This is a genomic window from Hymenobacter nitidus (assembly GCF_020447315.1).
In the GTDB taxonomy this organism is placed as follows: domain Bacteria; phylum Bacteroidota; class Bacteroidia; order Cytophagales; family Hymenobacteraceae; genus Hymenobacter; species Hymenobacter nitidus.
On sequence record NZ_JAJADQ010000001.1, the window covers coordinates 491,088 to 517,641 of the forward strand.

Below are 26,554 nucleotides of genomic sequence, written 5' to 3' on the forward strand. Positions count from 1 at the left end.
TGAGCCGTTAGCCGAAGGATTCTTATGCGAATAGAAGCCTGTCCCGTTTTGGGGCAGGCTTTTTTGTTGCCGCGCCTGGCTTTTCCGGCTCCGCAAAACCCGTAGCTTGCAGCCCATATGAAGCCCCGCGTGTTGATGCTGCCCAAGTGGTACCCCCACCGCTACGACGACCAGGATGGGGACTTCGTGGCCCGGCACGTAGCTGCCATTGCCCCGCACGCCCAGGTGGCCGTGGTATTTGCCGCCGTAGCCCGCGGCCCGCTCCCCGGCCTGACCGTGTGCGAAGACGACCTGAGCGGCCCGGTGCCCACGCTGCGCTATTACTACCGCGCCCGGCCCACTGGTTTGGCCCCGCTCAACAAGCTGCTGAAGCTCGGGCTCTACTTCTGGTGCCTGGCCCGCGGCTACCGGCGCGTGGTGCGGCACTGGGGCCTGCCGCCCCAGCTGGTACACGTGCACGTGCTGCTGCGCACCGGCCTGTTTGCCCGGGCCCTGCACCTGACGCGCAACATTCCCTACCTGGTTACGGAACACTGGACGCTGTATCTGCCCCCAAACGCCGGCCGCATCAGTAACCTGCGCCGCTGGCTCAGCCGCCACGTTATCGGGCGGGCGGCGGCCTTGCACACCGTTTCGCTCAATCTGCGGCAGGCCATGCAGGAGTTGGGAATGGGCAATCAGCGCACGGCCGTTATTCCCAATGTGGTGGACACGCAGCTGTTCAAGCCGGCTTCGTTGGTTAGAGGCACAAAAACTACCGGGGCTACCTCGCAGCGGCTGCTGCACGTGGCGGCCTTCAATGAGCAAGCCAAAAACCTGAGCGGAATTCTGCGGGTGCTGGCGCGCCTGGTGGGGCGCTGGCCCGGCCTCACGCTGCGCATTGCCGGCTACGGCCCCCACGAACGGGAGCTGCAACAGCTGGCCGCCGAGCTGGGCCTGCTGAACAAGCACGTCTTTTTCCTCGGTAAGCTCACTCAGGCGCAGGTGGCCGACGAAATGCAGCAGGCGGCCTGCTTTGTGCTGTTTAGCAATTACGAAAACCTGCCCTGCGTGCTGATTGAGGCCCAGGCCAGCGGGCTGCCGGCCGTGGCCACGGCGGTAGGCGGCGTGCCCGAGCTGCTGCCCCCGGATGGTACCCGCGGCCTGCTGGTGCCCGCCCAGGATGAAGCGGCCCTGGAGCAGGCATTATCGACGGTGCTGCGGCATCCGGAACGGTTCCGGGCCGAGCAGCTACGCCACTACGCGGTAGCGCACTTCAGCTATGCGGAGGTGGGCCGGCAGTTTGCCGAGCTGTATTCGACTATCCTGCGGCCCGCCCCGGCCGGCCAGCAACCGGCCAGCCAATGATTCGCCGCATCCTGCACAACTTTGCCACCCGCCTGGGTACGGCCCTGCTGAGCTTTGGCATCGTGTGGCTGACAGCGCGCTACCTCGGGGCGGCCGGGCGCGGGCAGGTCAGCCTCTTTATTACGGATTGTGCCGCGCTGCTGCTCTTTATTGGCCTGCTGGGTGGCTCTTCGCTTATCTACCTGGCCCCCAAGCGCAGCCTCTGGCACCTGCTGGTGCCGGCCTACGGCTGGGCCACGGTGGTCTGCGGGACGGGCACGGCGCTGGTAGCCCTTACCCGGCCTGTGCCTCCCTCCTATCTGCTGCACCTGCTGGCCCTGGCGCTGCTGCAGGCCTATTTTTCCATCAACACGTCGTTGCTGCTGGGCCGCAAGCAGGAAGGCGCCTATAATTTCCTGAACCTGCTGCAGGTGAGTCTGCTGGCCGGCGGACTGGCCGTGCTGCTGGTGGGGCTGCACTGGCGCGTGGTGCCCGTGTATTACTACGCGGCGTACGGGGCCTACGGGCTGCCGCTGCTGCTGAGCTTTGGCGCCCTGCTGCGCCTTCCCGACCGGTGGGCCGGGGGCCGCGACCTGCTGGTGACGGCCCGGGAGCTGGCCTTCCATAGTCGGGGCGCACATTTGTCCAACATCCTGGCGTTTGCCAACTACCGCCTGAGCTACTACTTCGTGGCCCACTACGCCGATGCCCGCGCCGTGGGGGTGCTGAGCGTGGGCGTGGCCCTGGCCGAGGCCATCTGGCTGATTCCGCGCAGCACGGCCCTTATCCAGTATGTGGATTTAGTGCACGCCACCGACAAACACGCCCAGATTGAGCCTACGCTACGGGTGGCCCGACTTACGCTGCTCTCCACGGTGCTGGCCGTGCTGGGGCTGTGCGCCCTGCCCCCGCTGGTGCTCACAACCGTCTTCGGACCGGAATTTGGGGCGGCCCGAACTGTCATTCTCTGCCTGGCCCCGGGCGTGGCGGCCATTGCCCTGAACGTTATCTGCAGCACGTACTTCGCCGGCGTGGGCCGCTACCGCGTGAACAACCTGGCCACCACCGTGGGCCTGCTCGTGACGGTTCCGGCCTGCTGGCTGCTGATTCCGGCCTTCGGCATTGAGGGCGCCGCCGTAGCTACCACGCTGTCATACCTAGCTTCCACTGGCTTTCTGGTCTGGCAGTTCCGGCGGGCCACGGGGGCCGGGCTGGCGGCTTTCGTACCCGGCAAAGCCGACATAGACTATGCCCGCAGTCTGCTGAAAAAAGCGGCTTAAAGCCTACGAAACCGGCCGCAGCGTTACCTCAAACCAGTGAGCCGGGTCGGCCAGCAGGTCGGGGATGTGCGTGGGCAGCGGCCCGGGCGAGTACAGGGCACAGAGCGTATTTTCGACCTGCACCAGCTGGCCCGTGGCTGAGGCCGGCAGTCCATCCAGGATTCCGGCCAGCACCTCCCAGCGCGGCTGACCCGGCTGCCGGCTGGCATCGTGCCACACCACGACCGTAGTGGGCCCAACCAGGTGCTCGAACACGCGGCGCGTATCGGTGCGTACGGCTTCGTAGCTGTGGTCACCGTCGATAAAAACAACGTCGAACTGCTGATTCAGCCCGGCCAAGTCGTAGGTAGCCGAGTTGCCGTGCAGGTGGGTAACGTTGGGCAAAGGGTGCGAAAAGAAGCCGTGCAGCTCGATGTAGCGGGCCGGTAACCCCAGCTTCCGCATTTCCTCCGCCGATAGGTTCAGCGTGTGCACCGAGGCGGCAACTTCGGCCACGTTGGCAGCACTTTCGCCCCGCCAGGTTCCGATTTCGAAGTAGCGGGCCCGGGGCACGCGCCGGGCCAGGGCACGCAGCAGCAGCAAATCGGTGGGCAGGGAGCCGCCGTCGCGAAAGGCAAACGGCCGCACCGTGTGGTCGGCGGTGGCGAGAAATGCTTGCAAGGGCACGGCGGCTAGTCCCTGGGCGGTGAGCTGCCGGTGGCTATGGACCAAGGCCCGTTGCTGCCAGGCGGTTTCATCGGCCGCTACCACGTGGTTCAGCAGCCAGGGGTTGCGCACAAGGCTCGATAAGGCCCGCAGCGTTTTGGAAATCTTCGACACAGGTGGTGAGTTTGTGATTTAGTGACTTAATGAGTTCGTGAGTTTAATATTCAAACTGCGCAAGTGGCGCCAGCGGAACGACCACTCATGAACTCATTAAGTCACTAACTCACCGTTTAGCTAATGGGTACTTTGCGCAGGATAGCTTCAATCAGGTCCTGGGTGCGAATGCCGTCAGCTTCGGCTTCGTAGTTAAGCAGAATGCGGTGGTTGAGCACGTCGGCGGCCACGTCCTTAATGTCTTCGGGCAGCACGTAGTCCCGGTCGTCGAAGAAGGCCACGGCCTTGGCGGCGCGGTGCAGGGCAATACTGGCCCGGGGGCTCACCCCAAACTGCACGTACTGGGCAAACTCGGCCAAATCGTAGTCGGCGGGCTTGCGGGTGGCAAATACCAGCTCGATGATGTACTTCTCCAGCGTTTCGGAAATCTGCACCTGGTTAATCATCGAGCGAATGGCGAAGATGTCTTCCTTGGTCAGAATCGGGTTTACCTCGCCCACGTAGCTCATGTTGGCCATGCGGCGCATCACCTCCAGCTCGTCGGCTTTCTTGAGGTAATCCACGTGCACCTTCATCATAAACCGGTCGACCTGGGCCTCGGGTAGCGGATAGGTGCCCTCCTGCTCCACCGGGTTCTGGGTGGCCAGCACCAAGAAGGGCAAATCGAGCGGGTAGGTGGTTTCGCCGATGGTCACCTGCTTTTCCTGCATGGCTTCGAGCAGGGCACTCTGCACCTTGGCCGGGGAGCGGTTTATTTCGTCGGCCAGCACGAGGTTGGCGAAAATCGGCCCCTTCTTCACCTCAAACACCGACTGATTCTGGTTGTAAATCATGGTGCCCACCAGGTCGGAGGGCAGCAGGTCGGGGGTGAACTGCACGCGCTGAAACGGCAGGTGCAGCACTTTCGACAGCGTGCTGATGGTGAGGGTTTTGGCCAGGCCCGGCACGCCCTCGAGCAGGATGTGGCCCCCGGTGCACAGGCCGATAAGCAGGCGGCCCACCATGTAGTGCTGGCCCACCACCACTTTACCGACTTCGGCAAACACTTGCTTTATTTTTTGCTGGTAGTCAGCCACTTGCATCGGCGGCACAAGATCTGAAGAAGGCAAGGACATAGGTGAAAAGTGGAGTAGCTACAGTTAAAGGTAGCAAAACCCGGCTGACCAACTCCGGCTGCTTGCCGGAATAATGGGCCACTGAGTTTATGCGCAGCCGGGGCCGGTAGTGGCGCTTTAGGGGATATGCGGTATATTCGTTGGCCGTTTATCCTGTTTTTTCGTGGCTGCGCAATGCTTTCTGTTTTCTCTTCTATTCCGGTAGCACTGCGCCGCTTTCTGCTGCTGGCTATAGCCTTCTACGCGCTGTGGTTTTTCGGCTATGAGCGGGGCCTGGCCCTCGACGGCCGCCTGGATGCGCTGCTCTCCGCCAACATTACGGCCGCCAGCAGCGCCACGCTGCGCGCCCTGGGCTTCGACACCAGCGTGCATGGCCTCGACCCCTACCTACTGCTGCTCAACAGCCAGCCGGCGGTGCACGTGGGGCATCCGTGCAACGGGCTGGTGCTGTACGCGCTGTTTGCGGGCTTTGTGCTGGCTTTTCCCGGGCCCTGGGCGCGCAAGCTGTGGTTTATTCCGGTGGGCATGCTGGTTATCTACCTCATCAACATTGTGCGCATCGCGGCCCTGGCCCTCAACCACCTGTACTCGGCCGAAACCGTGGAATTCAACCACCACTACACGTTTACCTTCATCGTGTACGGGTTTATTTTCCTGCTCTGGATGCTGTGGGCCCGGCGCCTGGCCGGTCCGGCCGCCCAGCAGGCTCTGCGCGCGTAGCTATGCTGACTGCTTTCACTCAGCCCGCGGCGCGGCGTCGGCCGCTGGTTCTGGTACTACGCGCCACGGTAGCAATTTTGCTGGTTGCGGGCCTGTTTGTGGTGGGCCTGCGCAACGAGCCGGTGTTTGGCCTGCTCACGCTGGCCTGGCAAAAGCTGTTTCTGGCCCTGGGCCTCACCGAGCGGGCCGCGGCTCTGCAGCAGGGCGTCAGCGGACTGGTCACCACGCGGAGCCTGCCGGCCGTGGTCAGCTATGCCTTGCTCTACACCGGGGCCTGTTTGGTACTGCTGTCCGCCGTTTTGTTTGATGCGGCCCGCATGCGGGTGGTGCTGGGCCTCTACGCGGCCATCTTCGGGGCCTGCGCCCTGCTGCTGCTGGGCGGCAAGCTGCTCGGTGATGCCAGCTGGGCCTACCAGCTCGGGCGCCGCCTGATCGACTTCATCGTTTCGCCCCTGCCCGTTATTATTCTTATTCCGCTGCTGCGCTGGTATGTGCCATTGGGCCGGCCGGCCCGCGCCTAGCGCTATACCTGCTGCAGCCACAGCTGGGCCGTGGTAATATCGTCGAAGGTCAGGATGACGATGCCGGCGGCGGTGTACTGTAGGGTCAGGTCGGTGGAGAGGCGGCTGTAGACGTTGGGCGAATACACCCAGGCAAAATATGCGCAGCCCGCAGCCCGCATGGCCGGAAACCACTCTTTGCCGCCCCACTCGGCCGCATCAGCCCACATGCTGGTTACCAGCGTGTTGTCATTCAGCACCTTGCTGCACTGCTCTGCCTCCAGATACTCCAGCATTTTGGTTGCCCCCGAGCGCACCGAGTCGTAGTCCTGGTCGCCCACCCATTCCACGTGCAGCCACTGGCTGGCCTCATCGTAGCGGATACTGATTTTCGGTGTTTCGTACAGCAGGCGTTGCCCCATAATACAGTAAACGGTAAGCGGAATGGACAAACCCGGGCCATTTCGGCGTGAGCCGGCCCAGGGCTGATCTGGCAGCTATAAGCTGCAAGCCAGCGTAAAACCCAGTGGATGTTCTCCCGAACGCCAGCGGCGCTTATTCGTTGCCGGTAGCCGGTCTTTTCTCCCTGCGTGCTCCGCGCGCCCCGGCGTCGGGCGTTTGGTCAGCTTCCACGGCCGGGCGGGGCGGCAGGCACTTAATGCCTTCCCAGGTAAGGTAGTGCACCGTACTTTGGGGCCCGAGAAAGAAAAAGCTGTTGTCGCGCTGGCGCACCAGGTTCTGGTAGCAGTTCTGCACGCCCACGTACGTCGACGGCACCCAGCCCGGCCCCTGACCGGCTCCCTCGGGGCACCCCCACCGCAGGGAGGCAATGCGGTGGTCGGTGGTCCGGTAGAGCAGCTCGGCCGGGTCCTTGACAATAATGTCGCCGCCGACATTCAGCACGTCGGCGTAGCTGAACGAGTCCCATTTGTGGGTAACATGGTCGTAGCGGTTGGCGCCCAGGTCGTTAGTGACGGTGCGGTAATAAAAGCGCCCCTGGCTGGCTAATGGGTGCGGCTGCTCTCTTTCCTTGTACCAAACCAGGTGGCTTTGCACGTCATTTTTGCCGTCCCAGGGCGACTGGTTTGTCCAGCGCTGGCCGCGCCGCTCGAACACCCGCAGATTGCGCCCCGCTATGCAGGCCACCACGCCGGTAGCCACCGACACAATTGCCCCCGGCGTATCATCGACGCGCACCCGCCGCACGCGCTGGTGGGCCCAGGTAGAGGTGCTGTCCACAAACTGCAGGTATTCCAGGCGCCCGTCCAGGCTTCGGTAGTAGAGCGTGGGCGTAATCTGCGGATTTAGAAAGGTCCCGGCATTTTCGAAGACCAGATGGCCGCCAACGTTGGCCGGCCCACCCGTAGAATAATGAACCCAGCGCTGGGTGGCGTTGTCGAGCTTGTAGTACTCCACCTGATTTTTCAGCGTGCGGTAGAACAGGGAGCCGGGATATTCCACCACCAGGTCGCCGGCCGCGTCGGCAGCAGCTCCCACCCGGCTGCGCACCCAGCCCGGCACCGGTGCCGCCGCGTTCCAGCGCGCCGATTCGATAGTGTGCGTGGTAGAGTCAACCCAGTAAATAGCGCCATCGGCTTCGATGGTCAGGCTGCGGGCGGCCCTGGCGTCGGGCACCGAGTAAAGCGGCACCAGCGAATCGTAGCGGCCCTCCCAGATTTCCCGGATGCGCTTTTTTTCCAGCTGGGTGCCATTGAACCGGTACTGCGGATGGCGTTCCTGCTTGTTTTCATCGAACAACGATAAGCCGCGCCGGCCGGGCATCTGCAGCAGCACCTGCGGGTCGTTGCAGGCCAGCCACCGATGCACGTAGCGCAGCCAGTCGGCGCGGTAGGCGGCCGGCTGGCTGCCAAACCAGCTGATTTCGTCCCAGCCCCACATCACAAACTCCGGGCGGATATCGGGAGCCAGCCGGGAACTCAGGCCATTATCCAGTTCTACCAGAAACAGGCCCGGCCCTTCGTGGTCCTGGTAGAGGCTTTCCTCGGTGCCGCAGCTATTCAGCACCATTTCGGTACCGTATACCCCTTCGGAATAGAAGCTCTTGGTGTTGGCGCTGGTGTAGAGCTTGCCCGAGCGCACCGGCATGGAGTAGAAGTCGAAAAGATCTTGCCCGCGCGACCGAATGAGCCGCTTGGAATGGCAGTCGAGCACCACCCATTTGCGTCGGGTTCCGGTCAGGCCGTTGGGTTGCGCAAACCCCGGCGCGCCCTCCTGGGCAAAGCGACGGATTTTGTCGAGCAATTCCCGCGTGGCCGCATAATCGTTGGACTCGTCCTTGCGGGCCATCAGCTGCATCTGGCCCAAGTGCAGGGCTTCTATGCCGGTGGCCAGGTAGCTGCAGGCCCGGTAATAGAGCCACATGCGGGCTTCCAGGCGCGTCACGTCGGGCACTTCAAACACCTGCGACCTGTCGTTGCGGGTGGGGTCTAGCGTGTCGTTGGGCACGAAGGCAATGTTGGCACTCACGAAATAGCGCACCGTATCGGGCTTTTGCCCCCAGGCCCGCAGCACCCAGCCCGGAATCCGGATCCGGTCGGCACTGCTCGTCGTTTCATTCCGCCCCCGGATGAACTCGAATACGGCCCCCTGCACGATTAAAGTCGAGTCCTGGGCCAGCAGGCGGCGGGTGTTGACGTAGGTGCGGGCAAAGTGCAGGGAGTCCTCGCGCGTGTCGTAGGTCGTGTTCCACCAGAAGGCCGCCCGCCCGATAAACTTAGCCTGTATCGAGTCCAGATCCTGAATATCCTGGGTGCGCTCGGCTTCGTCGTATACGTCGCCGCAGACGCCGGCCATCGTAATGGAGCGTTCCAGAAAGCGGCGCAGCACGGCCTGGCTGGGCTTGCCTCGAAAGCTGTACTGAGCTTGGGCCGGAAGAAACGCGCCGCTCAACAGCAGCCCAGCTATCAGCCCTAAAAAACGCCCTATGTACTGACTATGCATAGAAAAGATAAACTACCGGCGCCCGGCGGTGGCAGCAGCCCAATGCCTATTTCCTACCAAACGCCCGCTTCGAAGGTATGGTATTCGGCTTTGCAGTGGTTTTGTTTGCACCGGGCCATATTTCCTCGGTCAGTAGCGGCCGTTTTCCAGCCACTGGCTTAGGGCTGCCAAGAATACCTACCCAGATACGAAAAAAGCCTCCCTGCGCACAGCAAAGAAGGCTTCTTGTACCAGAGACGGGAATCGAACCCGTACGCTCGTGAAAGCAAGGGATTTTAAGTCCCTCGTGTCTACCAGTTCCACCACTCCGGCGGGTGCACAGACTTGCACTAAAGTAAAAAAAGGATGCTGCGGGGGCAACATCCTTTTTTTGAGCGGGAGACGAGGTTCGAACTCGCGACCTCGACCTTGGCAAGGTCGCGCTCTACCAACTGAGCTACTCTCGCTTGAGTCAGCCACCGTAGTGGCGTTTTGGTGTGACAAAGGTACTAGCGTTTTTCAACTTGTCAATGCCTACCCCAAAAATTTCCTCTGGATTTTCGCCTTAAAAACCGCTTCTAGCTCATTTTCAGACACATTATTTTTCAAAAAACTTTCAAACGTTAGGTAACGGCGGGCTGGGCTACCTGCCTTTCGCCCCCAGTGCCAGCTTCAGCTCATTCAGCTTCAGCAACGCTTCAATGGGCGTGAGTGTGTTCACATCCAGCTGCTGCAGTTGCTCCCGCAGGCGCTCCAGCACTGGGTCGGCGGGCTCGAACATGCTGAGCTGCAGGCTCGGACGCGGCGCCGACGCTACCGCTGCCGCGGGCTGAGCTACCGGACCGCGGCTGGCCTTGCCGTTTTTCGGCTCGGTTTCCAGGCCGGCCAGCACTTCATCAAACTCCGTGGGGCCTTCCTCTATCCCAGTAGAGGCCCGCTCCTGCTCCAAGTGGTGCATGATTTCGTTGGCGCGCAGCACCACGGCCGTAGGCATGCCGGCCATGCGGGCCACATGAATGCCGAAGCTGTGCTCGGAACCGCCTTCCACCAGCTTGCGCATAAATAGAATGCGGCCGTCGGCCTCGCGCACGGCCACGTTGTAGTTGCGCACCCGTGGGCAGTCTTCGGCCAGCTGGTTGAGCTCGTGGTAGTGGGTGGCAAACAGGGTCTTGGCCCGGGCCTTGGGGTTGTTGTGCAGGTGCTCGACAATAGCCCAGGCGATGCTGATACCGTCGTAGGTGCTCGTACCCCGCCCGATTTCATCCATCAGCACCAAGCTGCGGTCCGAAAGATTGTTCAAGATGCTGGCCGTTTCGGTCATTTCCACCATGAAGGTACTTTCGCCCTTCGAGAGGTTATCCGAGGCGCCGACGCGGGTGAAGATCTTGTCGATGACGCCGATGGTGGCCGCGTCGGCGGGCACGAAGGAGCCAATCTGGGCGAGGAGCACAATCAGGGCCGTCTGGCGCAGCAAAGCCGATTTGCCGGCCATGTTGGGCCCGGTGATGACCACAATCTGCTGGTCGTCCTGATCGAGGCGGATGTCGTTGGGAATGTAGGCCTCGCCGGGCGGCAGCTGCCGCTCAATCACGGGGTGGCGGCCGGCCCGGATGTCGAGCAGGGTCGAGTCATTCACCGTGGGCTTCACGTAGCGCTGCTGCCGGGCCGTAGCGGCAAACGAGGCCAGGCAGTCGATGATGCCGATGGCGCGGGCGTTCTGCTGAATCTGGGGCACGAAGTCCATGGCCGACAGCACCAGCTCGTTGTAGATGTTCTGTTCGATGACGAACAGGCGCTCCTCGGCGTGCAGAATTTTCTCCTCGTAGGTTTTCAGCTCCTCGGTGATGTAGCGCTCAGCATTCACCAGGGTCTGCTTCCGGATCCAGGTCGGCGGCACCTTGTCTTTGTGGGAGTTGGTGACTTCGAGGTAGTAGCCAAATACTTTGTTGTAGGCCACTTTCAGCGACGAAATGCCGGTGTTCTGGATTTCGCGCTGCTGCAATTGAAACAGGTAGTCTTTGCCCGAAAAAGCAATGCTGCGCAGCTCGTCCAGCTCCTTATCGATGCCCTCGTTGAGCACATTGCCCTGGTTGGTGAGAATGGGCGCGTCGGGCCGGATTTTGGCCTTGATTTCCTCCCGCAGCGTTTCGCAGGCGTTGAGCTGGTCGGCCAGCTTCTGCAAGGCCCGCATGCCGGAACCCGCCAGCAGCTCCCGAATCGGGCTGATGGCGTCGAGGGCACGGCTCAGCTGGAGCAGCTCCCGGGGGTTGATGCGGCGCACGGCCACCTTGGAAATCAGGCGCTCCAGGTCGTTGATCTGCCGCAGGTGCTGCACCAGCTCGCCCAGCAGCTCGGGGTTGTCGAGCAGACCTTCCACCGTGTCGAGGCGGCGCTGAATCTGGGCGGGCTCCTTGAGGGGCAGCACCACCCACTTGCGCAGCAGGCGGGCCCCCATCGGCGTGACGGTCTGGTCCAGAATATCAATCAGGGGCACGCCGCCGGGGTGCTGGGCGTGCACCAGCTCCAGGTTGCGGACCGTAAACCGGTCGAGCCACACGTACTTGTCTTCCTCCAGACGCCCGATGCTGGCAATGTGGCCGATATCGGTGTGCTTGGTTTCGGCCAGGTAGTGCATGATGCAGCCGGCCGCCGTAATGCCTTCCCGCAGCCCGTCGATGCCGAAGCCCTTGAGCGAAGCCGTGTTGAAGTGGCGGGTGAGGGTTTCGTAGGTGTAGTCGGCTCCAAACACCCACTCATCCAGCGCGTAGTGGCAGAAGTCGGGGCCGTAGTGCTGCTCAAACTCCGAGCGGCTCTTCTTGCAGAACAGCACTTCGGCCGGGCTGAAATTCTGGAGCAGCTTGCCTAGGTAGGCATGGTCGCCCTGGGCCACCAGGAATTCGCCGGTACTGATGTCGAGGAAGGCAATGCCGCACTCCTGCTTGCCGAAATGCACGGCGGCCAGGTAGTTGTTGGAACGGCGCTCCAGCACGTTGTCGTTGAACGACACGCCGGGCGTGACGAGCTCCGTAATACCGCGCTTGACGAGGCCCTTGGCCTGCTTGGGGTCTTCGAGCTGGTCGCAGATGGCCACGCGCTGCCCGGCCCGCACCAGCTTGGGCAGATAGGTATCGAGGGAGTGGTGGGGAAAGCCGGCCAGCGGGGTTTCGGAACTGGTGCCGGCCCCGCGCTTGGTCAAGGTAATATCCAGGATGCGAGAAGCCGTAACGGCATCCTCGCCGAAGGTTTCGTAGAAGTCGCCGACGCGGAACAGGAGCAACGCGCCAGGGTGCTGCTCTTTTAATTGATAATACTGCTTCATCAGCGGCGTATCAATCACCGGGGCGGGCCCCAGCGTGCCGTGCATGGGCACCGGCTTCTTCGGAGTAGAGGCAGTACGCAAAGGAATCAGGAGAATAAGACGCCCGAAAGCGCAGGGTTTTATAGAGAAAGGACTACTTGCCAACAGCGGCGGCCGAACCCTCGGTTCCGGCCCGGATGATGCAACGGCGGGCCCGTCCTACCTTTGGGCAAAATACCTCGTCGGCGATGCGCAAAAGAACAATGGAAGAGCTGAACCGGCTCTCGGTGGCAGACTTCAAAAGTACGCAAAAATTCCCCCTTACCCTGGTGCTCGACAACGTGCGCAGCCTGCATAATGTGGGCTCGGCCTTCCGCACCGCCGACGCCTTTGCCATCGAGAAAATCTGGCTTTGCGGCATCACCGGGCGGCCTCCGCAGCGCGAAATCACCAAAACGGCCCTGGGCTCCACTGAGTCGGTGGTGTGGGAATACGCTGCCACTACGGTGGAAGCCGTGCAGCAGCTCAAGGCCGCGGGCTACGTGGTGGTGGCCGTGGAGCAGACCGACGGCAGCCAGCTGCTGCCCGCCTTCCGGCCCGAGCCCGGCCGCCCCTACGCCCTGGTGATGGGCAACGAAGTGTTCGGCGTGGACGACGAGGTGCTGGCCCTCTGCGACGCGGCCGTGGAAATTCCGCAGTTTGGCACCAAGCACTCCTTGAACGTGAGTGTGGCCGCCGGCGTGGTGCTATGGGACTTTATCACGAAGCTGGACGGCAGATAAAGCTATATAGCACAACTGGAATACGCATTCCGAAATTGCTAACAGAACCAGCCTTAAGCGGGCATAATTGCCTATAAACAGGAGAAAGACTGCCAAAAGTTGTCAAACAGGCTTCACATCTGCTCATATTTTGTGTAGATTTGGAAACGGCTTACCGCCGCTCCCTTTTGCATTTCTTTCCTAACCTTTCTTTATGAAGTTAACTTCTACCATGTCCGGGTACCGGGCGTTGGCCTTGGCGGCTTTGTTGGCTATTCCGGCGCTGGGCTCGGCGCAAAATGCTCCCTTGGAGCGGGCACTAAGCCAGCTTTCGGCCCAGCGAAGCCGTTTGGGTCTGAGTGAGTTGGACCTGACTAACCCCGCCGTTACCAACCAGTACACCGACAAGCACAACGGCGTAACCCACATCTACCTGCGGCAGCGCCACGAAGGCATTGAGATTCTGAATGCCGTAGCCGATGCTCACGTTACGAGTGCGGGCAAGGTAACGGCCCTGCACAGCAGCTTCCTGCCGAACGTGGCCACCGCCGCCCGGGCTACCAAGCCCACCCTGACGCCCGCCCAGGCCGTAGAAGCCGCCGCCCGGGCCCTGCAGGTAGCTGCTCCCCGCGGCCTGAACGCCGAAGTTGCCGCCACGCCCGCCGAGGGCCTGACTTTCACCGACGGCGGTATTTCGCAGGATAAAATCAAGGCCAAGCTGGTGTACCTGCCCGTAGCGGGTGGCGAGCTGCGCCTCGTGTACGACGTGCTGCTCTGGCCCACGCGCAGCGACGATGCCTGGTCGGTACGCGTAGACGCCGCCACCGGCGCTTTGGTCGACAAGTATTCTTACACCGTGCACGAGCCGGTGACGTTTGCCCAGCTGACGGAGCGGGCCGTGCAGGTAATGAAGCTGCCCGAGGCCGCCCCCACGCAGGCCAGTAAGGTGAATGTGCCCAACAGCTACAACGTGTGGCCCATTACCGTGGAAAGCCCTAACCACGGCGCCCGGCAGGTAGTAGCCACTCCGGCCGATGCCGTGGCCTCGCCCTTCGGCTGGCACGACGAAAATGGGGTAGCCGGCAACGAGTACACCATCACGCGCGGCAACAACGTGCACGCCTACGACGACCGCAACAACCGCAACGTCTACATCGCCAGCCAGAACCTGAGCCCCGACGGCGGCGCGAATTTAGAGTTCAACTTCCCCTACGACCCGGCTGCGCGCCAGGTAGGCAACCTCAAGCTGTCGATAACCAACCTGTTCTACTGGAACAACCTGCTGCACGACATCATGTTCCGCAAAGGGTTTACGGAGGCCAGCGCCAACTTCCAGCAGATGAACTACACCGGCCAGGGCCTGGGCAACGACCAGGTGAAGGCGGAAGGACAAGATGGCGGCGGCACCAACAACGCCAACTTCAGCACTCCGCCCGATGGCACCCGCGGCAAGATGCAGATGTACAACTGGAGCGCTGCCCCCGGCTCCCTGATTGTGGCCTCGCCCGCTTCAGTAGCCGGTACGTACCCCGCTGGGCTGGCTGATTTCGGCCGCACCGTAAACTCGCTGGGCGCCAACTACCGCGGCAAGCTGGTGCTGGTAAACGACGGCTCGGCCAAGCCCTCCCGGGGCTGCAACGGCCCCTTCCTGAACCCAGCCGCCCTGAATGGCAACATTGCCGTAGTAGACCGCGGCAAATGCTCATTTGCCTCCAAAGTACAGTTTGCCCAGGCTGCCGGCGCCCGCATGGTGGTGGTAGTTGATACCACCGGCGCCGCTACCGTGGGTGGCATGACCGGCGCTTCGCCCGACACTGTAGGCCTACGTATCCCAGCCGTGTTCATTCCCCAGGGTCTGGGCGACCGTCTCAAGCAGGCCATGGAAGGTGGCGGCATTGTGATGGTAGGCGGTACCGGTGGTGCTGGCCCCGATGGTGATTTCGACAATGGCATTGTAGCCCACGAGTACGGCCACGGCATCTCCAACCGCCTGACCGGCGGTGGCACGGGTGCCTGCCTGCCAACTTCTACCAACGGTCTGCCCAACGAAACCATGGGTGAAGGCTGGAGCGACTTCTTCGCCCTGTGGATGACCACCAAGCCCGGCGACGTGGGAACCACGCCCCGCGGCATTGGAACATATGCCGGCAACGAGCCGACTACTGGTGGTGGCATTCGCCGCAAGCGCTACACCACCGATTTCACTGTGAATAACCATACCTACGCCTTCATCGGCACGGGCGCGGGTCAATACTCGGCTACCCACGACGTAGGCGAAGTTTGGGCCACGGTATTGTGGGACCTGAACTGGGCTTTGATCAACAAGTACGGCTACAACGCCGATCTGACGGCGGCTACGGGCGGCAACAACATTGCCCTGCAGCTCGTGCTCGACGGCTGCAAGCTGCAGAAGTGCATCCCCGGCTTCCTGGACGGCCGCAACGCCATCCTGAAGGCCGACAGCCTGAACAACCGCGCTGCCAACTCGGCCCTGATCTGGCAGGTATTTGCCCGTCGGGGTATGGGCTTTAATGCCGTGCAGGGTACTGCCAGCGTGGGCGACAACACGGCCGGCTTTGAGCTGCCAACCGTGCTGAGCACGCAGAAAGTCCTGAGCGAGAAGCTGGTGGAAGTATATCCGAACCCCGCCGCCGACCAGCTGACGGTGCGCACGCAGGTGAGCAGCAAAGTACCCGTGCAGGTTGAGCTGGTGACGGTTCTGGGTCGTACGGTACTGGCTACGTCGGCTTCGGCCGCCCACATTCAGGCCGAGGGCGTACGCCTGAACACCACGGAGCTGGCCAATGGCATCTACGTCGTGCGCCTGACTACTTCAGAAGGCACGATTACCAAAAAAGTGATGGTGCAGCACTAAGCTGACCCACCACCGCTTACAAAGAAAAAAACCCGTCTGGCTACGCGCCGGACGGGTTTTTTGTTGTTATACTGCACTACCTCACCGCTCCCGTATGGCTCCCGACTTTCCTACTCCTACCGATGCCGCGCTGCTCGCCCTGCGCCCCGTGCTGCCCATGGCCTTGCCTACCGAGCCCGAGTCGAATACCGGCGACTTTCTGCACCGCACCCTGCGTCCCGTACTGAAGCTCCAGAACGAGCTGCTGCTGACAGTAATAGCTGATTTCGTGCGCGAACATCATATTGCATTTGCCGGCCGCAGCACCACCGAGCAGCAACGCCAGCTAGCCGAGCTGCTGGCCCGCAACGTGAAGCTGCGCTACACCATCATTGGCTGCGTCATGGGGCTCTTTACGGGGCCGGAGCTGGCGTTTTACCGGCAGAACCGGTCGGAGGTGAACCGCCGGATTCTGGAGCTGACCACCCAGCGCGTGCAAAGCCAGCTAGCTGCCCTGGCTATGATTGTAACGGCCGGGCCGGCCTGATCATGCGTAACCATTACCACACGCTGGGCGTGAGTGAGCAGGCTACCGCCGACGACATCCGGCGCGCCTACCGCAAGCTGGTGCTCCTCACCCACCCCGACCGCACCACTGACCCGGCGGCGCACCAGCAGTTTCTGCTCATCAACGAAGCCTACGACGTACTGAGCAGCCCGGCCCGGCGCCAGGGCTACGACGCGCTGCTCTGGGCCCACCGCAACCCGCCCCGCCCCGCCAGCCAGCCGCCACCACCTGCTGCTGCTCCTCGTCGGCCCACCGCCCCGAACCCATTCCGGCGGCGCGCCACCCCGCCCATCGACTTTGGTAAGTATCAGGCGTCGAGCCGGCTCTGGGGTAAGGTACTGCTGGCCTTGGCCTTGCTGGTCATCGTAGACTATTTCGGGGTGAGCTACACGACTACGGCCGATTTTACGACTACGCCCCTGTATGTACCCCAGCACGACCTGTATGAGGTACGAACCACCAAGGGCCGCTTCCGCACCTGGGACGACCCCACGGCGGCAGTAGCGCGGCAGCCCGACAGCCGCCTGCAGCTGCGCGTGTCCCTGCTGTTCCGCTTTATCCGGGCGGCCCGCCTGCTGCCCGAGGGCCGGCCGCTGCCCGTGCTGTTCCGGCACCAGACGCTGTTCTTTTTCACGGGGCTGCTGCTGCTGGCCGCCGGGCTTACCCAGGGCCGCCTGCTCGGCGACGTAGCCCGCGTCAATGCCATCATCATTGCCACGGCCGTGGCCAGCTTAGTGTTGATTCTACTGCGGCATTCCTAGAGCAGAAAGCAGCAAAAAGCCCGCGCTACTTAGTAACGCGGGCTTTTTGTGTACGTAGCCAGAAGTGTTTAGTCGTACTGCGACTCGCGCAGCTGCACGGGCTTGGCTTTCTTGCGCAAACGCATGTTGAGTAGCTCCACCAGCAGGGAAAAGAACATGGCGAAGTAGATGTAGCCCTTCTCAATTTCCTTGTGGAAGGCCTCCATCACCAGCATCACCCCAATCATAATCAGGAAGGACAGGGCCAGCATTTTGATGGTGGGGTTGCGGTTCACAAACTCGCCCACCACGCCCGAGAAGACTATCATCACGCCCATCGACAGGATAACGGCCAGAATCATAATCAGCACATTATCAACCAGGCCCACGGCCGTCAGAATAGAGTCGAAGCTGAACACGATGTCAATCAGCACGATCTGGAAGATGATGCGGCCCATGGAAGTGTAAGTGGGCGTGCTGCCCTCGTGCTCCTCCTCGCCCTGCAGCTTGGTGTGAATTTCGGTGGTGCTTTTGCCAATCAGGAACAGGCCGCCGATGAGCAGGATAATGTCGCGCCCGGTTACGCCGAAGTCGTGGTCAGCCCAGGGAATATCCAGGGTGAAGAGCGGTGCTTTGAGGCCGACAATCCAGGAAATACTCATCAGCAGCGCGATGCGGATGAGCAGCGCCAGCACCAGACCAATGGTGCGACCCTGCTTCTGCTGGGCCGGGGCCAGCCGGCTGACGACAATGGAAATGAAGATAATGTTGTCGATGCCCAGCACGATTTCCATAAACGTGAGGGTCAGCAGGCTGACCCACGTTTCGGCGCTGGAAAAAACGGAAAAGTCAAACACAAGAGTAAGGGCGAAGGTGGAAGATGTGACGCTACTACGGGAAGGTGCTTAGGCGCTAACGGGAGTAAGGTGCGGGACAACAGAGTAGCACCTTACTCCCGTTAGCGCCTAAGCACATTAGAACCCCTATTTCATATTCACGAACTGTAGGGGCTGGCCTACTTCAGCCGATTTCTGCCGCAACAGCGCAATAACCTGCTGCAGCTCGTCAATTTTCTTGCTCGACACCCGGATCTGCTCGTCCTGGGTTTGGGCGTCCACCTTGATTTTGCTGTCCTTGATGATCTTCATGATCTTGCGGCTCGCCTCCTTGTCGATACCGGCGCGCACCTTGATGGTTTTCTTCACCAGGTTGCCCGAGGGCTGCTCGTCGGCCGAGAAATCGAGGCAGGTGCCGTCCAGTCCCTGCTTCACCACCCGGCCCAGCAGAATATCCTCCAGGGCCTTCACCCGCATCGAGTTTTCGGAGCTCAGCAGAATGGTATTGGCCTTCTTATCCAGCTCGATACCGCCTTTCGTGTCGCGCAGGTCGTAGCGGGTCTGCAGTTCCTTGATGGCCGTATTTACTGCGTTTTCCAGGGTTTGAGGATCTACTTTGCTTACAATGTCGAAAGAAGGCATGGTCGTGCTGTTGGGTGAAAAGGTAACCGCGCAACGCTGGCACTGCGCGAAACGGCAAAAGTCAGATGTTTGCGTACGGTGTTGGTGGGCAAAAGTATCAAATGCCCGCCGCAACCCACGCAGATTTTCGGCAGTCCTTGCCTAACCCGCGCCCTTAGTCCTGCTTTATGCCCGTACGCCCGCCCCATTCCGCCGCCGACTTTGCCGCCTACTACCAGCTGCGCTACCGAGTGCTGCGCCAGCCCTGGGACCAGCCCCAGGGTTCGGAGCGGGCCGACGACGACGAGGCCCCCACCACCATTCACGCCCTGTATACGGCCGCCGATGGCCGGGTAGCCGGCGTCGCGCGTTTGCACCCCAGCGGCCCGCGCCAGGCCCAGGTGCGCTACATGGCCGTCGATGATGCTTACCAGGGCCAGGGCATCGGGCGGCAGCTGCTAGACTACCTCGAAGCCGCCGCCCGCCGCCAGGGCCTGACCGAGTGCGTGCTGCACGCCCGCCAGTCGGCAGTGCCCTTTTATGAGCGCCAGGGCTACCACATCGTGGCTCCGTCGCACACGCTGTTTGGCAGCATTCCGCACTTTCTGATGCGCAAAGACCTGTAGTGCGAAAAGCCACTGGGAAACGGCCACGAAATCCGACTACTCCAAGAGTACCGCCGGAAACAAAGTTCGGCGCAGCCAAACCGAGGGCTAGAATTTCTCCCGGCCGCGCAGCAGGTCGAAGTACAGCCGAAAGTCGCCGAGCAGCGAGTAGAACGGGTGCTGAAACGTAGCCGGCCGGTTGCGCTCCACAAAGAAGTGCCCGACCCAGGCAAAGCCGTAGGCGGCCACAATGCCCAGCGGCAGCAGGCTGAAGCGCTGCCACACCAAAGCCAGCACGGCGGCCGCCAGAAACAGCGTCGTGCCAATGAAATGCAGTACCCGTGTGCCACGCTTGCTGTGCTCGCGCAGGTAGCGCGGATAGAACTCGGCAAAAGTCAGGGGTGCGGCCGACATGGTTTTGGGGTTATAGCGTAAAGAAACCTAACTTTTCGGTTACTATCCAGGGCTAACTGGCCTACCCTTTCCTTTCCTATGGAGCAATCCTTCGACGCCGCCACGCTGGTGGGCATTTACAACCAGATCAACCACTACGGCCGCACCAATGGCATGCAGCTCACGATGGTCAGCCCCGGCCAGGTGGAGTACAGCATGACGGTGCGCCCCGAGCACCTGTCGTCGCCGGGCACCTGCCACGGCGGCGTCATCGCCGGCCTCATGGATTCGGCCCTGGGCGCGGCCGCCCTCACCTTCTCGTTTCAAAGCGGGGAGTTGGTGTCCACGGTCGAGTTCAAAATCAACTACCTGCACCCCGTACGCCTGAACGACTACCTGGTGGCCAGGGCCCGCGTCGACCATTCGGGCAAGACGCTGGTGGTGAGCAGCGCCGAAATTAGCTGCGCCAGCCGGGAAGTGGTGGTGGCCCGCGGCATGGGCACGTTCAACCGCTACCCGGCCGACAAGCGCGACTTTCACCGCCTGCTGTTCCCGGACGCCGACAGCGCCCCGGCCGATATCTAATTCCAGGGCTCCAACAACAAGAAAGCCGGACGCTCCCAGCAACTGGGAGGGTCCGGCTTTTTCACGTATTGGCGTGGGCTAAGCGAGGCTTAGAGCAGGTCGGAAGAGGCAGATTCGTGCTCGTGCTCTTCGTACTCGTCGCCGTCGCCTTCACCTTCCTGCGGGGGCTGCACTTTGCGCACGTTGCGGGCACAGTCTTCGTCGCGGTGGTTGCGGCCCACGGTGAACTCCACCCAGTCGCCTTCGCGCAGGTCGTTGAAGTCACCTTCGGCCATGTCGGCGTAGCTGAAGAACAGGTTGTTGGGAGGCATGACCACAAAGCCAAAACCGTTCTTGAGGTTTTTGATGGTGCTAATGCCCACCGTGCCTACCGGACCAGCGGCCGTGGGGCCCGTGGGGCGCACGGGCTTCACCGAGGGGAAAGCCACCGGCTCGGGCTGATTCACGAACAGGCTTTCGATCAGCTCATCGGCGCTCGACAGGCCGCTGTCGATAACGTCGTGCATGGCAACCGGGTAGGTTACGTGCTCCAGCAGCTGCTGGGAGGCGCGGGTTACGCGGTTTTCGCCTTTGAAGTCGACGTACTTGAAGTCCCAGTTCAGCAGCATCACGCGGGTGCCGATGGTGTTGAGCTTCTTGATCAGGGGCACGTAGTCCGAGTCGCCGGCGATGAGCACAATCACGTCGAAGCTTTTGTGCAGGGCCAGCTCAAGGGCTTCCAGGGCCAGCCACACGTCGATGCCTTTTTCCTGCAGGCGGCCGTCGCGCGTTTTCAGGGGCATGTAGTGGGTGGCAATACCCAGGTTCATCAGAATATCATCCAGCAGCCGGTCGTGGAACAGCCGGTCTTTGTCGCGCGCTTCGGTAGCCGAGAGACGGCCGCGGAAAAAGTGAGCATCCGTAATCTGGCTCAAACGAACGTCCACATCTTCTTCCTCGGCTACTTGGTGCCGGATATACTCGTGCAGGCCTTCTAAGCTGATGCGGGCCTTGCGTTCGTGCTGGAAGTAGTAGTAATCACTGATTTTCAGGAAATAATTACCGTCGTAAAAGACGCCTATCCTTATCAGTGGGCTATTCATCTGGTTCATACAAAAAAGCTTTAATGCGAGAGGTGTGCAATCAGGGCAGAGAGAATGAGAAATCGGGTCGAAAGCGCGAAGGTAACTATGATCAAAGATACAGATCTGAGTTCGTAGGTTAGTCCTTGCTTTACCACGACCTTGAGCTTACCACATGAATATGTGACAGCAAAGGCAACGAACAGTGTGGCATGTATAAAGTCCTATATTCAACCCAGTCTTCCCTCCCTGAAGTTATGTAAGTTAAAACAATATTCGCAAAAATGCATTCTGCGGTACTGCCAACGTAGTGCAATTTCAGAAAAGTCACCCTGACAGGTGCGAAGCTAATATCTTAATCATAGCAGTGCAACTTTTCTACCTGTAAGCTTGCATCATATACAACCTTGATTCGTTAATGACATTAAAATTGCCTTGGCAATAGCGGCCGACATTCGCTTATCATTCTCTCTATATACCCGCTCTTACATAAATATAATACAATATCGAACCTCAATAGGCCCTTTTAATCAGTGGCTGCTACCCACTTTTTAATCTGGTTTTCATTTTCATAAACCTTCATTTTCAGGAGTGAGATTCCCATTTTTTCCTAGTTGAACGACGGCTGTAACCATCAGTTCTCTTCGCCCGCCAAGCGCAACAGTAAGATAAGGTGTTTCGGACCGGGCACGGACCTTAAAACTGCATCCGACCCACAATAAGCAGCAGGACCACAGCGGCATAGCCCACGCAAATTCCGACTTCCAGCAAATTACCCGAAGTAGTACCCGTCCGGATCAGGGGCAGCTTGAAGGCGTAGTCCGACAGGGGCATAAACCACTTCACGCCGGCCTTGGTGAGGGAGTCGGCCACGAGGTGGGAGGCGTAGCCAGCCCCGGCAAAGTGCGCCACGCCGTGCCAGCCCAGGGTATTATTGGCCAGGTAGCCGATGTAGGTCCACAGGGCGGTGGCCCAGAGCGTGTGCGTCCAGGTGCGGTGGGAGGTGTAGGGCGCTAGGGCCACGAAGGTGCCGAGCAGACTCAGCCACAGATACCCCAGATAGAGCCCGGCCAGCCCGGTGCAGACGCCCGTGAACATGAGGGCCAGCTTGCGGGCCGAGCCGCCCTGCATGGCCACCCCAATCAGGCCAAAGGCCAGGGCCGCGGTGAAGCCCATCCGCCGGTCGGAGGAACCGACGGGCAGCATATAGTGGGTGTAGCCAGCCATGCCCAGGGCAATGAGGGCGAAGGCGAAGCGCACGTAGTTCTGGGAAAAGCTCAGCCGCTTGCTCAGGCGGGAGCTGGGGTGGTCGAGGTCGGGCGCCAGGGCCGAGAAACCGGCCAGGGCAATACCAGCCGGCGAAAAGGGCACGCCGGCCACGAGGCCGCCCACGGCCACGCCGGTAATCAGGCCGATGGCCAGGTGAGAAGAGCCGCGCACTAGAGCAAATTGGGGAGAGTAGCTAAAGCACGAAGGTACGCGCCAGCTCGCCTAGTTGGGCACGGGCAGCAGATATACAATTTCCGGCTCGAAGGCAGGCTCGGGGGCTACGGCCGGCCGGGGCCGGGCCGCCCGCTGCCGGGCATCCTGCACGCTGGTCCAAGCCTGCTTCAGATTCTGCCAGCGTACCCAGGCATCGAAATCAAAGTCAGCGTCCTCGGCGGGGTTACGGGTCGGGTCCATACAAGGGGAATTTGGGGTACTACAGGTCGGGGCGGAGCAAAGAGAAGACCAAATTATCATTTTTTATCAAACTCAACCGCAACCTTTTTTCATTCGGCCTTCGCGGAAACTTTCGGACCTTGCCGGCGGTATTGCTTACCACGTTGCCCCAGTATTGCCCGACCGGATTTGTCTTCGGCCGGGCTTCTCCCTTTTGCCTCCCTCCTAGCCGCTTGTCGTTTTGAAGGTTTCCGATTTCCTCCAGCTCTACTCCCTCGACCCCACCGTGCTGACCGTGGGCGCCCGCCTGAACCCGGCCACGCGCCACTCCCTGCGCGCCGAAAAAGCCGCCGAGGCGCCCGTGCACCTGCACCTGCGCGGCCTCGTGGGCTCCCAGGACGCGGTGCTGGCCGCCGCCCTGCACCAGGAGTTTCCCGACCAGCACCACCTCTTTATCCTGCACGACCGGGAAGAGGCCGCCTACTTCCTGGCCGATTTGCAGCACCTGGTGCCCGACGAGGAGCCCCTGCTGTTCCCGAGCTCCTACAAGCGCCCCTACGCCTTCGACGAGACAGAAAACGCCAACGTGCTGATGCGGGCCGAGGTGCTGAATAAGCTGAACAGCCACCGCGGACCAAAAACGGCTGCCGAGCAGAAGGCCGAGGATGCCGACGACGCTCTGCCGGAAGGCGCCGAGAAAAGTAAGAAAGGCAAGAAAATCAGTGTGAAGGACACGGCCGGGGCGCTGATTGTGACGTATCCGGAGGCGCTGTTTGAGAAGGTTATCAACAAGAAAAGCCTGGTGGCCAACACCTTTATTGTGAAGGTGGGCGACAAACTCGACGTGAACTTCATCAGCGACATGCTGGCCGAATACGACTTTGAGCGGAGCGACTTCGTGTACGAGGCGGGCCAGTTTGCCGTGCGCGGCGGTATTGTGGACATTTTCAGCTACGCCAACGAGCTACCCTACCGCATCGAATTGTTCGGCGACGAGGTAGAAACCATCCGCACCTTCGACCCGGAAAGCCAACTGTCGGTGGAGAAGCGGCAGCAGGTAAGCATCATTCCCAACGTGCAAACCAAGCTGCTCCAGGAAACCCGGGAGGCTTTTCTGGACTTCATTCCCAGGAACACCGCCATCTGGGCCAAGGACATGCGCCAGACCCTGGACGTGGTGGAGGAAAGCTTCGACCGGGCCGAGGCGGGCTTCAAGGAAATGCTGGCCTCGGCCGGCGGCGTGCAGATTGTGAGCAAGCCCGAAGACCTGTTTGAAACCGGCAAGAGCTTCAAGAAGCTGCTCGAAAACTTCCCCATCGTGGAGTTCGGCAAACGCTTCCACTTCAAGGGCGGCGAAGATTTCCAGTTTTCGGCCAAGCCCCAGCCCAGCTTCAACAAGGACTTCAGCCGTTTGGTGAAGAACCTGCACGACAACCAGGAAAAAGGCTACACCAACATCATCGGGGCCGAGTCCGTGCGGCAGGCCGACCGGCTGCGCACCATCTTCGACGAGCTGGACAACAACGTGCAGTTTCAGCACCTGCTGCTGGGTTTGCGGGAAGGCTACATCGACGACGTGCTCAAGCTGGTGGTGTATACCGACCACCAGCTGTTTGAGCGCTTTTACCGGGCCCAGGAAGGCCGCAAGTTTTCCAAGAAAAAGGCCCTGACCCTGAAGGAGCTGCGCACCCTGGTGCCCGGCGACTACGTGGTGCACCAGGACTACGGCATTGCCCGCTTTGCCGGCCTGACCCAGGTGGAAATCAACGACCGGCTGCAGGAGGCCATCCGCCTCGTGTACCGCGACGACGACGTGCTGACCGTCAGCATCCACGCCCTGCACAAGATTGCCAAGTACTCCGGGGCCGAGGGCACGCCACCCACCATGAGCAAGCTGGGCTCGCCGGAGTGGGAAAACAAGAAGAAATCGGTTAAGAAAAAGGTCAAGGACATTGCCGCCGAGCTGATCCGACTGTATGCCAAGCGCAAAACCGCGCCCGGCCACGCCTTTGCCCGCGACTCCTTCATGCAGGCCGAGCTGGAATCAAGCTTTATCTACGAGGACACGCCCGACCAGGCCAAGGCTACCGAGGACGTGAAGCACGACATGGAGCAGCCCCACCCCATGGACCGCCTCGTGTGCGGCGACGTGGGCTTCGGCAAAACCGAGGTAGCCATCCGGGCCGCGTTTAAGTCGGTGGCCGATGGCAAGCAGGCGGCCGTGCTGGTGCCCACCACCATCCTGGCCATGCAGCACTACAAAACCTTCCGCGAGCGGCTCGCCAACCTGCCCGTGACGGTGGAGTACGTGAACCGCTTCAAGACCACCAAGCAAATCAAGGAGACGCTGGCCCGCGTGGCCGAGGGCAAAACCGACATCCTCATCGGTACCCACCGCCTCACCAACAAGGACATCAAGTTCAAGGACCTGGGCCTGCTCATCATCGACGAAGAGCAGAAGTTCGGGGTCAAGACCAAGGACAAGCTCAAGGAGCTGAAGGTGAACGTGGACACGCTGACTCTCTCGGCCACGCCCATCCCGCGCACCCTGCACTTCTCCCTGATGGGCGCCCGCGACCTATCCGTTATTGCCACGCCCCCACCGAACCGCCAGCCGGTGCAAACCGAGCTGCACGTCTTCGACGAGTTGCTGATTCGCGACGCGGTGGCCCGGGAGCTGAAGCGCGGGGGGCAGGTGTTCTTCGTGCACAACCGCGTGAAAGACATCGACGAGCTGGCCAACATGATTCTGCGCCTCGTGCCCGACGCCCGCATCACCACCATTCATGGGCAGATGGAGGGCGACCAGCTCGAAAAGCGCATGATGAAGTTCGTGGACGGGGAGTACGACGTGCTGGTAAGCACCAACCTGATTGAGTCGGGCCTTGACATCCCGAATGCCAACACCATCATCATCAACCGCGCCCACATGCACGGCCTTTCGGACCTGCACCAGATGCGGGGCCGCGTCGGCCGCTCCAACAAAAAGGCGTACTGCTACCTGCTCACCCCGCCCGTGGCCGGCCTGCCCTCCGATGCCCGCAAGCGCCTGAGCACCCTGGAAGAATTCTCCGACCTCGGCGACGGCTTCAAGGTAGCCATGCGCGACCTCGACATCCGGGGCGCGGGCAACCTGCTGGGCGGCGAGCAGTCGGGCTTTATCAACGACCTGGGCTTCGAGACCTACCACCAGATTCTGGACGAGGCCGTGCAGGAGCTCAAGGAAACCGAGTTCCGCGACCTGTTCCTCGGCGACCCGAATCAGCGCCTGCAGGAAGCCGCCAAAGGCACCGGCCCCAAGGAGTGCAACATCGAAACCGACCTGCAAATCCTCATTCCCGACCAGTACGTGAGCAACGTCTCGGAGCGCCTGCAACTCTACAGCAAGCTCGACCGGGTGAAAGGCCCCGAGGAATTGCGCAAGCTGGTGGCCGGCATCGTGGACCGCTTCGGCCCCCTGCCCGCCGAGGTGGAGCAGCTGGCCGACATCGTGCGCCTGCGCTGGCAGGCCTGCAACGTTGGCTTCGAGAAGCTCACGCTTAAGAAGAACCTGCTGAAAGGCTACATCCCGGCCACCAACAACGAGGCTTTCTTCCAGGGCGAGCAGTTCGGCACCATCCTCAACTACATCCAGACCCACCCCCGCTCGGCCTCCATGAAGGAGCGCAAGGAACAGCTCATCATCAGCATCGAAGAGGTGAAAAGCGTGGGGGCCGCCAAGCGGATTTTGAGTGAGTTGGGGAGTGAGGAGAAGGTGGGGGTGTAGAGGTATAGTGAATAATACTAGTCTCTATAAGATTATAGCCATGCTATGCATGATTCGTCCGACAGACGAGTATTCAGCCAATATTATTAGCAAATAGGGTTGCT

The 26,554-nt window shown here is 61.2% G+C and carries 22 protein-coding genes and 2 tRNA genes; 11 read left to right on the top strand and 13 right to left on the bottom strand.

From position 1 onward, the window contains the following. Window positions 1-117: 117 nt before the first annotated feature. Entirely contained in the window at window positions 118-1,347 is a 1,230-nt protein-coding gene (locus tag LGH70_RS02125; protein WP_226182215.1) for a glycosyltransferase, read from the top strand. Then, window positions 1,344-2,606 carry a lipopolysaccharide biosynthesis protein gene (locus LGH70_RS02130; RefSeq protein ID WP_226182217.1) on the top strand — a complete coding sequence of 421 codons (1,263 nt, stop codon included), beginning with the start codon at window positions 1,344-1,346 and terminating at the stop codon, window positions 2,604-2,606. Before LGH70_RS02125 ends, LGH70_RS02130 begins: the two co-directional genes overlap by 4 nt. Before the next feature lie 3 nt (window positions 2,607-2,609). On the opposite strand, the gene LGH70_RS02135 is transcribed toward LGH70_RS02130, so the two are convergent. Both LGH70_RS02135 and LGH70_RS02140 read right to left on the bottom strand, forming a co-directional pair. Then, window positions 2,610-3,425: a class I SAM-dependent methyltransferase gene (locus LGH70_RS02135; protein WP_226182219.1), complete on the bottom strand. Its 816-nt coding sequence runs from the start codon at window positions 3,423-3,425 to the stop codon at window positions 2,610-2,612. Window positions 3,426-3,541: 116 nt separating this feature from the next. Beyond that, entirely contained in the window at window positions 3,542-4,507 is a 966-nt protein-coding gene (locus LGH70_RS02140) for an AAA family ATPase (protein WP_226182674.1), read from the bottom strand. Between the two features lie 159 nt (window positions 4,508-4,666). Between LGH70_RS02140 and xrtX the strand changes: the two genes are divergently transcribed. Together xrtX and LGH70_RS02150 are read left to right on the top strand one after the other, a co-directional pair. Next, window positions 4,667-5,260, top strand: a complete 594-nt coding sequence (gene xrtX / locus LGH70_RS02145) for an exosortase X (RefSeq protein ID WP_226182221.1) — start codon at window positions 4,667-4,669, stop codon at window positions 5,258-5,260. 2 nt (window positions 5,261-5,262) lie between these two features. Further along, window positions 5,263-5,781 carry an XrtX-associated membrane protein gene (locus tag LGH70_RS02150; protein ID WP_226182223.1) on the top strand — a complete coding sequence of 173 codons (519 nt, stop codon included), beginning with the start codon at window positions 5,263-5,265 and terminating at the stop codon, window positions 5,779-5,781. Window positions 5,782-5,783: 2 nt separating this feature from the next. Here the strand turns inward: LGH70_RS02150 and LGH70_RS02155 are convergent, their stop codons facing one another. From LGH70_RS02155 to mutS, 5 genes are all read right to left on the bottom strand, one after another. Next, window positions 5,784-6,182 carry a hypothetical protein gene (locus LGH70_RS02155; protein WP_226182225.1) on the bottom strand — a complete coding sequence of 133 codons (399 nt, stop codon included), beginning with the start codon at window positions 6,180-6,182 and terminating at the stop codon, window positions 5,784-5,786. Window positions 6,183-6,315: 133 nt separating this feature from the next. Further along, the gene (locus tag LGH70_RS02160; protein ID WP_226182227.1) at window positions 6,316-8,607 is read right to left on the bottom strand and encodes a hypothetical protein; all 2,292 of its coding nucleotides are present in this window, start codon (window positions 8,605-8,607) and stop codon (window positions 6,316-6,318) included. Between the two features lie 342 nt (window positions 8,608-8,949). Next, window positions 8,950-9,033 (bottom strand) — tRNA-Leu (locus LGH70_RS02165). Window positions 9,034-9,094: 61 nt separating this feature from the next. Continuing rightward, window positions 9,095-9,167: transfer RNA gene (locus tag LGH70_RS02170), tRNA-Gly, on the bottom strand. A 176-nt stretch (window positions 9,168-9,343) separates the two neighbouring features. Further along, entirely contained in the window at window positions 9,344-12,064 is a 2,721-nt protein-coding gene (mutS, locus tag LGH70_RS02175; protein WP_226182676.1) for a DNA mismatch repair protein MutS, read from the bottom strand. 182 nt (window positions 12,065-12,246) lie between these two features. Here mutS and LGH70_RS02180 point away from each other — a divergent pair, with 182 nt between their 5' ends. From LGH70_RS02180 to LGH70_RS02195, 4 genes are all read left to right on the top strand, one after another. Continuing rightward, window positions 12,247-12,780, top strand: coding sequence for an RNA methyltransferase (locus tag LGH70_RS02180; protein ID WP_226182228.1), 534 nt, complete (start codon window positions 12,247-12,249; stop codon window positions 12,778-12,780). Window positions 12,781-12,973: 193 nt separating this feature from the next. Then, the gene (locus LGH70_RS02185) at window positions 12,974-15,634 is read left to right on the top strand and encodes a M36 family metallopeptidase (protein WP_226182230.1); all 2,661 of its coding nucleotides are present in this window, start codon (window positions 12,974-12,976) and stop codon (window positions 15,632-15,634) included. 94 nt (window positions 15,635-15,728) lie between these two features. Continuing rightward, a complete protein-coding gene (locus tag LGH70_RS02190; protein ID WP_226182232.1) occupies window positions 15,729-16,160 on the top strand; it encodes a hypothetical protein in 432 nt (143 codons plus the stop codon). 2 nt (window positions 16,161-16,162) lie between these two features. Further along, window positions 16,163-16,942 carry a J domain-containing protein gene (locus LGH70_RS02195; RefSeq protein ID WP_226182234.1) on the top strand — a complete coding sequence of 260 codons (780 nt, stop codon included), beginning with the start codon at window positions 16,163-16,165 and terminating at the stop codon, window positions 16,940-16,942. Window positions 16,943-17,010: 68 nt separating this feature from the next. On the opposite strand, the gene LGH70_RS02200 is transcribed toward LGH70_RS02195, so the two are convergent. Together LGH70_RS02200 and LGH70_RS02205 are read right to left on the bottom strand one after the other, a co-directional pair. Continuing rightward, on the bottom strand, window positions 17,011-17,778 hold the full coding sequence (locus tag LGH70_RS02200; RefSeq protein ID WP_226182236.1) for a TerC family protein: 768 nt from the start codon (window positions 17,776-17,778) through the stop codon (window positions 17,011-17,013). Between the two features lie 126 nt (window positions 17,779-17,904). Continuing rightward, complete coding sequence (locus tag LGH70_RS02205) at window positions 17,905-18,399, bottom strand: YajQ family cyclic di-GMP-binding protein (protein WP_226182238.1); 495 nt, start codon at window positions 18,397-18,399, stop codon at window positions 17,905-17,907. A 167-nt stretch (window positions 18,400-18,566) separates the two neighbouring features. Here LGH70_RS02205 and LGH70_RS02210 point away from each other — a divergent pair, with 167 nt between their 5' ends. Continuing rightward, the gene (locus LGH70_RS02210) at window positions 18,567-19,004 is read left to right on the top strand and encodes a GNAT family N-acetyltransferase (RefSeq protein ID WP_226182240.1); all 438 of its coding nucleotides are present in this window, start codon (window positions 18,567-18,569) and stop codon (window positions 19,002-19,004) included. Window positions 19,005-19,091: 87 nt separating this feature from the next. Here LGH70_RS02210 and LGH70_RS02215 read toward each other — a convergent pair whose 3' ends face one another. Further along, the gene (locus LGH70_RS02215) at window positions 19,092-19,397 is read right to left on the bottom strand and encodes an Mpo1-like protein (RefSeq protein ID WP_226182242.1); all 306 of its coding nucleotides are present in this window, start codon (window positions 19,395-19,397) and stop codon (window positions 19,092-19,094) included. A 78-nt stretch (window positions 19,398-19,475) separates the two neighbouring features. Here LGH70_RS02215 and LGH70_RS02220 point away from each other — a divergent pair, with 78 nt between their 5' ends. Continuing rightward, window positions 19,476-19,961: a PaaI family thioesterase gene (locus tag LGH70_RS02220; protein WP_226182244.1), complete on the top strand. Its 486-nt coding sequence runs from the start codon at window positions 19,476-19,478 to the stop codon at window positions 19,959-19,961. Window positions 19,962-20,050: 89 nt separating this feature from the next. On the opposite strand, the gene LGH70_RS02225 is transcribed toward LGH70_RS02220, so the two are convergent. The 3 genes from LGH70_RS02225 to LGH70_RS02235 form a co-directional block, all read right to left on the bottom strand. Next, the gene (locus LGH70_RS02225; RefSeq protein WP_226182246.1) at window positions 20,051-21,052 is read right to left on the bottom strand and encodes an NYN domain-containing protein; all 1,002 of its coding nucleotides are present in this window, start codon (window positions 21,050-21,052) and stop codon (window positions 20,051-20,053) included. Between the two features lie 666 nt (window positions 21,053-21,718). Next, window positions 21,719-22,462 carry a metal-dependent hydrolase gene (locus tag LGH70_RS02230; protein ID WP_226182248.1) on the bottom strand — a complete coding sequence of 248 codons (744 nt, stop codon included), beginning with the start codon at window positions 22,460-22,462 and terminating at the stop codon, window positions 21,719-21,721. Between the two features lie 51 nt (window positions 22,463-22,513). Continuing rightward, window positions 22,514-22,705: a hypothetical protein gene (locus tag LGH70_RS02235; RefSeq protein ID WP_226182250.1), complete on the bottom strand. Its 192-nt coding sequence runs from the start codon at window positions 22,703-22,705 to the stop codon at window positions 22,514-22,516. Window positions 22,706-22,925: 220 nt separating this feature from the next. Here LGH70_RS02235 and mfd point away from each other — a divergent pair, with 220 nt between their 5' ends. Further along, the gene (mfd, locus tag LGH70_RS02240) at window positions 22,926-26,450 is read left to right on the top strand and encodes a transcription-repair coupling factor (RefSeq protein ID WP_226182252.1); all 3,525 of its coding nucleotides are present in this window, start codon (window positions 22,926-22,928) and stop codon (window positions 26,448-26,450) included. Window positions 26,451-26,554: the final 104 nt, after the last annotated feature.